This window comes from Beggiatoa alba B18LD, assembly GCF_000245015.1.
Taxonomy (GTDB): domain Bacteria; phylum Pseudomonadota; class Gammaproteobacteria; order Beggiatoales; family Beggiatoaceae; genus Beggiatoa; species Beggiatoa alba.
On record NZ_JH600070.1, the window covers coordinates 2,093,758 to 2,106,412 of the forward strand.

Annotated in this window: 11 protein-coding genes; 9 read left to right on the forward strand and 2 right to left on the reverse strand. The window is 41.3% G+C overall.

Annotated elements, in window-relative coordinates; translation table 11 throughout:
- Positions 1-51: 51 nt before the first annotated feature.
- Positions 52-1,101 carry an MBL fold metallo-hydrolase gene (locus tag BEGALDRAFT_RS08515; RefSeq protein WP_002685699.1) on the reverse strand — a complete coding sequence of 350 codons (1,050 nt, stop codon included), beginning with the start codon at positions 1,099-1,101 and terminating at the stop codon, positions 52-54.
- Positions 1,102-1,687: 586 nt separating this feature from the next.
- Here BEGALDRAFT_RS08515 and rpoZ point away from each other — a divergent pair.
- The 7 genes from rpoZ to argE all read left to right on the forward strand — a co-directional run bounded on the left by rpoZ (position 1,688) and on the right by argE (position 10,186).
- Positions 1,688-1,927, forward strand: coding sequence for a DNA-directed RNA polymerase subunit omega (rpoZ, locus tag BEGALDRAFT_RS08520; protein ID WP_002685700.1), 240 nt, complete (start codon positions 1,688-1,690; stop codon positions 1,925-1,927).
- A gap of 26 nt (positions 1,928-1,953) precedes the next feature.
- Positions 1,954-4,170 (forward strand): RelA/SpoT family protein, encoded by a 2,217-nt coding sequence (locus BEGALDRAFT_RS08525; RefSeq protein ID WP_002685701.1) that lies wholly within the window; start codon positions 1,954-1,956, stop codon positions 4,168-4,170.
- A 3-nt stretch (positions 4,171-4,173) separates the two neighbouring features.
- Positions 4,174-4,734, forward strand: coding sequence for a UPF0149 family protein (locus BEGALDRAFT_RS08530; protein ID WP_002685702.1), 561 nt, complete (start codon positions 4,174-4,176; stop codon positions 4,732-4,734).
- A 180-nt stretch (positions 4,735-4,914) separates the two neighbouring features.
- A complete protein-coding gene (gene pepP, locus BEGALDRAFT_RS08535; RefSeq protein WP_002685703.1) occupies positions 4,915-6,225 on the forward strand; it encodes a Xaa-Pro aminopeptidase in 1,311 nt (436 codons plus the stop codon).
- A gap of 364 nt (positions 6,226-6,589) precedes the next feature.
- Positions 6,590-8,413 (forward strand): translational GTPase TypA, encoded by a 1,824-nt coding sequence (typA, locus tag BEGALDRAFT_RS08540; RefSeq protein ID WP_002685704.1) that lies wholly within the window; start codon positions 6,590-6,592, stop codon positions 8,411-8,413.
- Positions 8,414-8,709: 296 nt separating this feature from the next.
- A complete protein-coding gene (locus BEGALDRAFT_RS08545; protein WP_002685705.1) occupies positions 8,710-9,006 on the forward strand; it encodes a hypothetical protein in 297 nt (98 codons plus the stop codon).
- A 4-nt stretch (positions 9,007-9,010) separates the two neighbouring features.
- A complete protein-coding gene (argE, locus tag BEGALDRAFT_RS08550) occupies positions 9,011-10,186 on the forward strand; it encodes an acetylornithine deacetylase (RefSeq protein ID WP_002685706.1) in 1,176 nt (391 codons plus the stop codon).
- On the opposite strand, the gene BEGALDRAFT_RS08555 is transcribed toward argE, so the two are convergent.
- A complete protein-coding gene (locus BEGALDRAFT_RS08555) occupies positions 10,172-10,543 on the reverse strand; it encodes an Mth938-like domain-containing protein (protein WP_002685707.1) in 372 nt (123 codons plus the stop codon). The genes argE and BEGALDRAFT_RS08555 overlap by 15 nt on opposite strands.
- A 235-nt stretch (positions 10,544-10,778) precedes the next feature.
- Between BEGALDRAFT_RS08555 and BEGALDRAFT_RS08560 the strand changes: the two genes are divergently transcribed.
- Positions 10,779-12,074 (forward strand): tetratricopeptide repeat protein, encoded by a 1,296-nt coding sequence (locus BEGALDRAFT_RS08560; RefSeq protein WP_002685708.1) that lies wholly within the window; start codon positions 10,779-10,781, stop codon positions 12,072-12,074.
- Positions 12,075-12,149: 75 nt separating this feature from the next.
- On the forward strand, positions 12,150-12,641 hold the full coding sequence (locus BEGALDRAFT_RS08565) for a hypothetical protein (protein WP_002685709.1): 492 nt from the start codon (positions 12,150-12,152) through the stop codon (positions 12,639-12,641).
- Positions 12,642-12,655: the final 14 nt, after the last annotated feature.

The window sequence follows — 12,655 nt, forward strand, 5'->3', positions numbered from 1 at the left end:
GTTATTAATTAGGTGTGATGTACTTTAGCGTGTTAAGTATTGGTGGAATACTTAAAACTCAATTCGTTGTCCTTGTTCAGCGAGTATGAATGTCAGATTTAAATGATTTTCTTCTGTTAGTTCGTTTTGTATTAAAGCACGGTTATCTATTTGTGTATCGGTATTTGGTTTGATGTGGGTCACGATGATAGTGAGGTCTTTTAACGCTTGTTCGGGGTGTTCGCTGTCCACTTGTTGAGCAAGCTGTTGTAGGCTTTGCAGAATCAGTGCGGGGGTTAAATGTCCATAAAGTTGGTTAGTTGGGCGTGCATTGGGGTAGGCGGATTCAATAAAAATGCCGTTTAGCTGTTGCTTTTTCACTAATGGGGCGATGTATGCCCAAAGTTGTTGGAGTTTATCACTGTTTTCAATACTATCCGCGCCTGTATCGCCGAGATAAAGGGCATAGTGTTCATTCGCTTGAATCAGGAAGGCGGTAGAATCGTAATTTTTTCCATGACTGAGCGGAAAAGCAGTAACTTTAAGCGATGTATTTGGAATATCGACCGTTGTGGCTGGTTCTAGGGTGATGTAGTGGTATTTTTTTAAATAGGGTTGTACGCCTGCATCGGCAAAATTGGGAAAAATTCGCCAGTTAAAGAGATTGTTTTGTATATCGGTTAAGACGATTGGCAAGCCAAGAATAGGTTTTGCGCTGTCGTCTGTTGCATTTAAAATCAACCCATTAAGATGGTCTAAGTGCGCATGGCTGATTAAGTAGGCTTTGACGTGTTGGCGCAGTAAATACATGGCGGGATTAACATCCGTAGGGATTGTTATCGTTGCGAAACTGCCTGCTTGTCTTGCAACGTTTAACCCTTGGTAAAGCGTGCCTGCATCTAAGCAAATAAAGTCGGTAGAACCTGCAGGGGCTAGGAGATAAGCCGATAGGTTATTTTCTTCAATTCCACCCGCAACGCCTAATGGAATACTAACCCATTGTGTTTGCTTTACTTTTGTTTCAACAGCGATACAGTTCACACTTATCAGTAATAAACTGAAATAGCCCCAATATTGCCAACGCCAAAAAATGCTTTTTTGACAATGTGTTTTCTTATTCATGCTATACACCTCTTAATTATCATTCAATAAATTCATTGATATATATAACCTGTAAAAAGACAATAGTTTGTCTGAATCAGAATTCACAGAATTTTCAGAATTAGCAGAATTAAAAAGCATGATTCACCTGATTTTTTGGTTTTAGGGTTTTAAATTCTGTTAATTCTGAAAATCCTGATTCAGACAATGTTTTAATCCTGTCTGGTCAACCCTTTTCGCGTGTTCTGACAGACCTACTAGGTTTTGAAAGCCTAGAAGGTCTCTGTTTTATTTTACAAAACTTTCAATACTGGGATTAAGTGTTACTGATTTTGTTCCACAAAAAAATTTTTATATTTACTTAAATTTTTTTCATATTCACCAAATTGTCGGCATTTTTTTCACTTGAGTCATATTATTAGTTAATATGCCAAATAGATGACAAAAATATGTTGGATTAATGACAATCTTCACGGTTAGCTACTTGGCAGAAGTGTAATTGTTACGTTAGACTTGATAAAAATGCTTACATCGCACTGCAACAAAAGCATTTTGTCAACACCTTAAAACAAAATGATAAATCTTATCGTAGAGGGAATTTTTAATTATGGCTCGCTTAACCGTAGATGACTGTTTAAAACATGTAGAAAATCGCTTTTCATTGGTATTACTGGCAAGTAAACGCTCCCGCCAAATTGCTTTGGGTGCTTCTCCCTTAGTTCCTGCTGGCAAACATAAACCGACGTTGGTTGCATTACGTGAAATCGCAGAAGGAAAAATTTCACGAGATAATATCGAAGAGCACAATAAAGGTATTCGTGACGTTCGTAAGGATGATATGGCGTAAGCCAGTATGCATTGGATGTCACTATCATGTCTGCGCCGTGTAGTCTCATTAACCGTATTTTAATCAGCGATGTTTGTGCGTTGATTGAAAAATATCTCGAACCGCAACAAGTTAAAGAAGTTTATCACGCCTATTTATTTGCCGCGGAAGCCCATGATGGTCAAATACGTCAATCTGGTGAAGCCTATATTTTTCACCCGTTGGCGGTCGCTTATATTTTGGCGAAATTGCAGATGGATTACCAAACGCTTTGCGCTGCAATTTTGCATGATGTTATTGAAGATACTGAAACGTCTAAAAGCCTGTTAGTCGCCGCGTTTGGTGAAACAGTTGCGGATTTAGTGGATGGAGTCACTAAATTAACCCGTATGCCTTTAGATAATCGTGAACAGACACAGGCAGCCAGTTTTCAAAAAATGATTATTGCCATGAATCACGATTTACGGGTCATTATCATTAAACTGGCAGATCGATTACATAATATGCGCACGATTAGTGCGATGAAAAAACGTAGTTCACAAATCCGTATTGCTAAAGAAACATTAGAAATTTACGCGCCTATCGCCCGCCGTTTAGGCATGGACTCTATCTATAGGGAGTTGCAAGATTTAAGTTTTTCCGCCATTTATCCTTATCGTTACCGTACCTTAATACATCATATGGATAAATTAGCGAGTAAACGCGGAGAATTGATGCGTAGTATTCAAACGGCAATGGAACAGCATCTCACTCGTCAACAGGTTGAGGCTAAACCCTGTATTCGTGAACGGCATTATTACAGCATTTATCAGCGGATGAAACATCGTAAAGCCTCTGATATAAAAGATAATCGTCGTAAAACTTTTTTACAAGTGACTAATGTTGCTACCTTTCGCATTATCACAAATGACGTTGATAACTGTTATCGAGCTTTAGGTGTTGTTCATGGACTATATAAACCTGTAGAAGAGAAGTTTCGTGATCATATCGCAGTACCAAAAAGTAATGGTTATCAGTCTTTACACACTACCTTAATGGGCCCTCAAGGGATGCCTATCTGTGTGCAAATACGCTCCAGCGAAATGCACGAAATTGGCGAGCGTGGTATCAGTGCTTTTGGATTATATAAGCTCGGCGAAAATCCAGAACAAGCGCATGATTGTCGGCAAGTGATTCGTCAACAAGCCAATAATTGGTTGCGTAGTCTGGTTGATATGCAAAAGAATGCCATTGATTCTATGGAGTTTTTAGAACACTTTAAAATGGATTTGTTTCCTAATGAAGTGTACGTCTTTACGCCAAAAGGAAAAATTCTCCAGTTACCCAGTGGCGCGACGGCGGTTGATTTTGCTTATGCGGTTCATAGCAATATTGGCGATAAATGCAGTGCGGTTAAAATTGATAATCAATATATGCCTTTATCTACGCCATTAGTCAGCGGACAAACCGTTGATATTCTAACTAATGAGTGGGCGCGTCCTAACCCGACATGGCTTAATTTTGTCGTGACAGGGCGAGCAATTGCGCGTATTCGGCGTTTCTTGCGCAAAATGCAACATGAGGAAGCCCAAGAAGTTGGCAGACGAATGCTTAATCAGGAGTTAGCGGCTTATCAATTGAGCGTGGAAACCTTAGATAGTGAGCAACAAAAGCATTTATTGACGCATTTTAAATTTGAGACGATGGAAACGCTGTTAACCGAAATCGGTTTTGGCAATATCATCGCGCTGATTGTTGCTCGTCAATTTGACCCACTCGCCAATAAAGAGCCGTCTAAAGTTCTGCCCTTAACGCAAGAAGAGCATATCGAAGGCAGTAATCGTCCGCTTATTATTAAAGGGACAGAAGGCGTTTTAATGACTTTTGCCCGTTGCTGTCGTCCCATACCTGGTGATGAAATTACCGCATTTGTCAGTAGTAGCAAAGGCATTACTGTACACACGAAATCCTGTAAAAACATTGCCGAATATAAGCACCAATATGAAAAATGGTTAGCCGTTGAATGGGATGCAGAAACAGAGGGAACATTCTTTGTTGATATCCGTCTCGATGTGCCAAATCGTCCAGGGGTGCTAGCTACTGTCGCAACAACCTTATATAAATTAGAGGTTAATATAGACCAAATGAGTAGCGAACCTCGTGATGGCTTAAATAGCATCATGAAATTAACGATACATGTGCGCAATCGTGACCATCTTGCTTCTATCATGCGTCAATTACGACATTTAGATGTCGTCACCCGTGTGCAACGGATTCGAGGGTAATCCATGATGAAAGTTGATTTTTATCAACCTTTAAATAAATCATTACAACAAGTTGGCGCATTGATGGATATTGCTGAAGCACATGGCATTCTATGTGGTATGCTCTGTGCCTCTCCCCATGATACGTCTTATGAATGTTGGATAAAACACGTATTGGGTGAAAGTAGTGGGAAAGACCTGTTAGCCGAAGAAGCACAACAACAGTTGATTGCATTACGGGAATATACGCAACATCAACTGAATGCAGATAATTTTGAATTTAGCCTTTTAATTCCGCAAGATGACGAACCGCTCTACACTCGCACCCAAGCCTTAAGCGGTTGGTGTGAAGGCTTCATTTTTGGGCTTAGTTTGGCAGGATTGCATGATATTCGACAATTTGAAGAAAATATTCAAGACTTTATCAAAGATGTGCTAAATATTTCCCATCTTGCCCCCCTGACTACTAGCACAGAAGAGGACGAAGCGGCTTATATGGAATTGGTTGAATATATTCGGATTGGGGTTTCTAATTTTTATGAAACCGCCGAAGAAAATATTCAACTGCCAACGATGCCCTCGTAACTGCTCCGTGTTTTGCAACCACACCTACACTGGTTTTATTGCCGCTGTAGGTGTCTTAGTTTGTGACATTCATAGCTAGGCATATAAAAACTGCGTTAATCGCTGAAAAAATAACAATAGTCCTGTTGCACTTTGCCAGCATGATTAATCCATTTAACCACCGACCAAGATGTTAAGGCTATGGAACAACAAGAATTTGCTCGCCGCCGTCAATCCCTTATGAATCTGATGAGTAAAGGCAGTATTGCTTTGCTTCCTACCGCTCCTGAGCAGATTCGCAATCGTGATGTTCATTTTCCCTATCGTCCAGATAGTAATTTTTACTACTTAACAGGCTTTGCTGAACCAGACGCTTTATTAGTGCTGATTCCTGAACGTAAACAGGGACAATATTTATTATTTTGTCGTGAGCGTGACCCTGAAAAAGAAACATGGAACGGACGGCGGGCAGGCTTAGAAGGGGCATGTGAATACTATGGCGCAGATGACGCTTTCCCAATTACGGACATCGACGACATCGTGCCCGGTTTATTAGAAAGTTGTAAACGGGTTTACTATCCAATGGGATGTTATCCCAGTTTCGACGAAAAAGTGCTAGCGTGGATTAATCAATTACGGGACAAATCACGGACAGGCATCAACGCACCGCGCGAAATGATTGCCTTAGACCATATTTTGCACGAAATGCGTTTATTCAAAAGTCCCGCAGAAATTCAAGCCATGCAAACTGCGGCAGATATTGCCAGCCGTGCACATATTCGCGCAATGCAATATTGTCGTGCAGGTCTTTATGAATATGAAATAGAAGCCGAATTGCAACATGAATTCAAGCGTAGTGGTAGCAGTTTTCCTGCTTATCCCTCGATAGTCGGTGCGGGAGAAAATGCTTGCATTCTGCACTACACCGAAAATACATCTCTGTTAAAAGCGGGGGATTTAGTCCTGATTGATGCAGGGGCTGAGTATGATTACTATGCATCTGATATTACAAGAACTTTTCCCGTAAATGGTCAATTTACAGCTGAACAAAAAGCCATCTATGAATTAGTCTTAGAGTCACAATATGCCGCGATTGAACAATCTAAAGCGGGCAACACGTGGCAAGCCCCGCATGAGGCAGCCGTAAAAGTCATTACGACAGGCTTGGTAAAGTTGGGACTACTGACAGGGACAGTAGAAGAACAGTTAAGCAGTTGCGGTTATAAACGCTTTTTTATGCATCGTACAGGACACTGGATAGGCATGGATGTGCATGATGTTGGCGATTATAAAATTGATGAGACATGGCGCACGCTGGTAGCAGGCATGGTTTTTACCGTAGAACCTGGTATCTATATTCCTGCCAGCGATGATATAGACCCCAAATGGTGGAATATTGGCATTCGCATTGAAGACGATATTTTAATCACCGAAACAGGTCATGTTGTGCTGACCGCAAAGACCCCGAAAACCGTTGCAGAAATAGAAGCCTTAGTCGGCAAAGCTCAATAAATTCAATAAATTATCAGAATCAGAATTCACAGAATTAGCAGAATTAAAAAGCATGATTCACCTTAATTTTTTGGTTTAAGGGTTTTAAATTCTGTTAATTCTGAAAATTCTGTGAATTCTGATTCAGACAAACTATTGTCTTTTTAAAAGAAACTCGCCGAACTTAGGTTAAATAGGATAAAATATCCTGTTCGATAAAGCGGTAAAGGTAACTGCTTTTTTTACTAGGATAATTCCCGTCTTTTATGGATATAAAAAACCTTTATCGTCATTGTCATAAAAAATTCACAGTGACCTAGCCCGCTATCTGTTTCATATTTCCAGTATAATTACCCCAGTTATCATCCCTTAGTGAGAATCGTTTGTGATTAGTAAATTACGTAATATTGCCATTATTGCCCACGTCGACCATGGAAAAACAACCTTAGTCGATAAGTTGTTGCGTCAATCAGGGACGTTAGATGAACGTTCTAATTTAGGCGAACGTGTGATGGACTCCAACGCCATTGAAAAGGAACGTGGGATTACCATTCTCGCTAAAAATACCGCCATTCGGTGGAATGATTACCGTATTAACATCGTTGACACACCTGGACACGCCGATTTCGGCGGCGAAGTCGAGCGGGTGCTGTCTATGGTTGACTCCGTGTTACTACTGGTTGATGCCGTTGATGGTCCTATGCCTCAAACCCGTTTCGTCACACAAAAAGCGTTACAACGTGGTTTACGTCCGATTGTTGTCATTAATAAAGTCGATCGTGATGGCGCACGCCCTGATTGGGTATTAGACCAAACATTCGACTTATTCGACCGTTTAGGCGCAGATGAAGCGCAATTAGATTTCCCCGTGATTTACGCCTCTGGTTTACAAGGTTATGCAGGTTTAACCTCTGATATCCGTGGGGGAGATATGCAAATCCTGTTTGAAGCCATTATTGAACATGTACCGATTCCTGATGTTGACCCTGATGAACCATTCCAATTACAAGTAAGTGCCCTAGATTACTCCAGCTATGTCGGTATTATCGGGATTGGACGAATTTCTAGCGGACGCATCAAAACCAATACCCCTGTTGCAGTCATTGATACAAAAGGCGAAAAACGGCAAGGGCGGATTTTACAAGTCTTCGGTTTCCACGGTTTAGACCGTGTAGAAATGCCCGAAGCAACTGCGGGCGATATTATTGCGTTTACAGGCTTAGACCCCTTATATATTTCCGACACCATCTGTGACCCTACCCATATTGTTGCTTTACCTGCGTTAACCGTAGATGAACCAACCGTGAGCATGACTTTCCAAGTCAATACGTCTCCTTTATCAGGACAAGATGGGAAATATGTCACTTCTCGCCAAATTCGTGAACGCTTACAGCGGGAATTATTACATAACGTCGCGCTACGGGTTGCCGACACCGATGACCCTGATAAATTTATCGTGTCAGGACGGGGCGAATTACACTTAGGGATTTTAATTGAAAACATGCGCCGTGAAGGGTATGAATTAGGTGTATCACGTCCGCAAGTTATTACCAAAATTATTGATGGCGTTCGTCATGAACCCTTTGAAAGTTTAACCGTTGATGTGGAAGAAACGCATCAAGGGACAATCATGGAATTACTCGGCAATCGTAAAGCCGATTTACTGAACATGACACCAGACGGCAAAGGGCGTGTTCGCTTAGACTTTGAAATTCCTTCACGCGGTTTAATTGGCTTCCGTACAGAGTTCTTAACTGCAACCTCAGGCACAGGCTTGCTTTATCACATTTTCGACCATTATGGTCCAATGAAAGCAGGCAGCATCGGACAACGTAACAACGGCGTGTTGATTGCAAACGGGGCAGGTAAAGCCGTTGCTTATGCCTTATTCACCTTACAAGAGCGCGGACGCTTATTTGTCGGTCATGGCGATGCAGTTTACGAAGGCATGGTGATTGGGATTCACTCTCGTAGCAATGACCTCGTCGTCAACCCATTAAAAGCCAAGCAATTAACCAATATTCGCGCGGCGGGTTCTGATGAAAATATTTTATTAACACCACCGATTCGTTACTCTTTAGAACAAGCCTTAGAATTCATTGATGATGATGAATTAGTTGAAGTTACCCCAAAAGCAGTACGGATTCGTAAACAATTACTGGGCGAAAACGACCGCAAACGCGCGTCACGGGCAAGTAGCGACGTGTAGCTAGTTCAAGCTATAGTTAGCGTAGTACATCAATAAAGCTGATAATTCTTGATGGGTTATCAGCTTTTATTTTATTCAATATTCACTATTGTAATTTAATGATATAGCAAACGTATTATAAAACGACATGGAGGACTGACAGTCCTCACAGGACTGCCAGTCCTAGATTTAAATCACTTTATGGTACGGTCACTATAATAACTTGTTTTTGAACTAAAAAATCTATTTTTTATCGGCATAAGATGTGCATAAAATGTCATTAAAGCATGGATGAGAAATAGCGAAAGGTTTTTGTAATGTCTCAGTATTCTCCTTATACAAAGCGTTATATTATTTTTGGTATCTTGATTAGCCTATTATGGTTAACAAGCATTCTGTTTTTGTTAGACCTCGATTTTCGCTTATTAAGCATCATGACTCCCAGTGAAATTGGAAATGTCATGTACGTTTTAAGTGCGCCCCTCGTTTTCCTGTGGTTAGCTATCGGCTATTTACGATTGATGGACGACTATCAGCAAGTTAAAAAAGAATTAACCGTTGTGCGTCAAATGTTTTTAGACTTAAAACAACGCCTAGATAAAATAAGCGATTAAAATCATGATGCCACAACCGCCACCTTACCCCATCAGTCAACCTTTACTGGCGCAATTAATCGCGTTTGATACAACGAGTCGCTATTCAAATCTGCAATTAATTGAGTTCGTCCGCGATTACTTAGCACAATGGCAAATTGATTCAACCTTGACATTTGACGATAGCCGAAAAAAAGCCAATTTATACGCAACGATTGGTAAGGCAACAACAGGCGGTATTTTATTGTCTGGACACACAGATGTTGTACCTGTGGATGGACAAAACTGGCAAACAGAACCTTTTCATCTCGTCGAACAAGCAGGAAAATTATTTGGACGGGGCAGTACCGACATGAAAGGCTTTTTGGCTGTCTGCCTTGCTTTTGTACCGTATTGGGCAGAACACCCCCTAAAAATGCCGATTCATTTAGCCTTTTCTTATGATGAAGAAGTAGGCTGTTTAGGGGTACGACGTTTAATTGCAAATCTCGCAGAGCAAACAATACGCCCGCGTTTTTGTGTGATTGGTGAACCAACTGAAATGCGCGTGATACAAGCCCATAAAGGCAAGATTAGTATGCGCTGTCATGTTCACGGACAATCCTGCCACTCTAGCCTAACCCATCAAGGTGTGAACGCAGTAGAATATGCGGCTGAAATAATTGGCTATTTAAAGAATATGGCGCGTCGTTTACGGGATAAAGGCCCTTGGGATGATAGTTTTGACCCCCCTTACACCACCATACACACGGGCAAAATTCAGGGGGGAACAGCATTAAACATCGTTCCCGAACATTGCGTATTTGATTTTGAATTTCGCTATTTACCCAATCAGGACGGACAACAATTATTAGCTGAAATCATAGCATTTGCAGAACGTAAGTTACTGCCAGAAATGCAATCAGTCACAACAGATGTGGGGTTTATTTGGGAAGAACTTGCCACCTTTGCAAGCCTAAATACCGCAGAAACAGAGGAAATCGTCACACTTGCTAAACAATTAGCCGTTACCGAACAAGTTGGCAAAGTCAGTTTTGGTACAGAAGGCGGACTCTTTCAACAAGCAGGAGTTTCCACGATTATCTGCGGACCAGGCAGTATTCAGCAAGCGCATAAACCTAACGAATTTATCACCACCGAGCAACTACATCAGTGCGAATGCTTTATGCAACGGCTAACCAACCAATTACTCAGTGAGTAACAATGCAGCGGCAACATCGCGCCCCTCTGCCACTAAAATATTAAATGTGCGACAAGCCGCATACCTATCCATCACTTCTACCCCAATTCCCAGCTTAATCAAGGGACTTAAGACTTCACTGGGGGGAAAGCGTAATTTATCTGCTGTTCCCAATAAAACCAGTGCGGGCTTCCACGTCGTTAAAATCATAAAATCATCTGCGGTCAACGTAGAAAATCCTGTTGCTGTCCATGCCTCCAAGCGAGTCGGCATAATTAACACATTATTTAAATACTGCTTTTCTCGAATAGTAATACTAGTTTTATCATAAGCTTGAATATAATTAATGTTATCTGATGTCGCTAAATGTAATTTCATTCTCTATCCTCATCTGCATTTTTATCTATGTTAAACCATCTCTCCTTACAAAGATAAACGGCATAACTGACATACTAAACCATCATTCGCGGTACAATAAACCCATGGTTAGCTAAATAAAAAGACATATACCATTTACCACACTGTCATTTAAATCTGTTTAAATCACAGGATATAACCTTATAATTAACAACTCATCGCTTTTGGTCACTACTGAATTAAAGGGTCATACACAATGCAAATTAAGATGGGTTCTGATCCAGTTTTTAAAGATCGGATTGTTGTGGCAAACCAATCCCCCACTCGAAATTATACGGCACTTAGCATGGGGGGACTTATGATCATTGGGGTTGTCGCTGGTTTAGCCTACGTATCTCCCCATATCCCACACTCCTTTTTAGAAAGTTCCCCCACAGAAGAAAATGCACCTGTCACCCCTGACAATACTGCAAATGCAAGTGAACACCATACGGCAACTAAATCAAACTCAGCCGTTATGACCCCTTTAAAACCCGTTGATCCGCCTAAACCTCCCACGAATTTTGTAGAAAAACCTAAAACAGACGATAAAACACCCCAAACCGTCGCTACCGCTAAACCCATAGAAGCGAAACCAGCCCCAACGCCAACAGAAACAAAAACCGAAACAACGCCACCGACAAGTAATAGTAATACCAATAATACAGAAGCCCCACAAACTAACCCAACGCCAACCGCAACACCGACGACAACGCCCCCCCCCACTGAAACCATTGCTACAACAAATACAGTGCAAACCCCACCACCAGCGCAACCAGTGGATGAAGTTGCAACGTTAGTTGATAAAGCGCAAAAGCAAATTGAACGCACCCGCTTAACCACACCTGCTGGGGATAATGCTTTTGAAACCTACGAAGCCTTAAAAAAAATATCGCCTGATGCAGCGGACAAAGTGCGTGAACAAATTGTGAAGCGTTATATTGAACAGAGTCAAAAAGCCGTAGAACGGGGACGCATTACCAGCAGTGGCGGAGCTTTTGAGATGTATCGCAAACTCAACGAAATTGCCCCAGAAAACAAAGATACCCAAGCATTAATGAACTCAATGCTAAATACTTTGCAAAAACAAGCCAGTGCACAAATACAAAAAGGCAATTTAATCAATCCTGATGGCAACAATGCCTACGCCACTTATCAAGACATCATTGCCATTTATCCTACCAGCGAAATGGCAAAAGTCCTGCTACAAGATATTGTCAAAGCCTTACTCGAAAAAGCGGATAAACAAGTCGACCAACGTAAATACCTAACCCCAAAAGATGATAATGCTTACGCCAGTTACCAAGCCGTTTTAGAAATGTCGCCAAACAATAAAAAAGCAACGGAAGGGATTAAAAATATTGTGAAACAATATCAAAAACACGCAAGCACGAAACAAAAAGAAGGCGACTACAAAGCCAGTATGACCTTCATCGAGGCAGGGCTACAAATTAACCCCACGGATAAAAGCTTGCTAGAATTACGTGAAAAAGCTGAAAAGAAACTCAGATAACACCGCATAAGTCACAGCGTTTTATCACGCCCCGCGCTCCTGATACCGTGCCGCTCATATAGGATTTTTCTTGACATGCCACTATGGGATGACTTTCTTGCCTTATGTGTTAGCCTGTTCAGTCAAGCAGGGGCTTTCTTTAAAAGCGCGTTCACAAGCTCTGGACTCCCTGTTAAACAAGTTTTTGCTATTTTAGTTATCACTGCAATCATACTCAGCGTAGCAAAAGCCCTGCTCTACCTGTTAAAAAACACCATAGACATATTACAAAAACTGGTAGAAATTTCGCTTATGCTACTTAAACTCATGTCGGTTATTGTAGCGGCCGTCATTCTCATCGCAGTGATTAAAACGCTCTTTGTCGCCCCTAATTCAGACTGTAAACTAACACGCGAAATTCCGTTCATTATTTGCACGCCAAGAACAGAAACACCCCCAAGCGTTACAACACCAGATAATAAAACACCAGCAACCACCAAACCAACGGACAAAAACACAAAAGCGTCAGAAAAACCAACGCTATCTAATCCAACGGCGAACAACAGTAAATCGACAACCAACAAATAAACGACAACTAACGA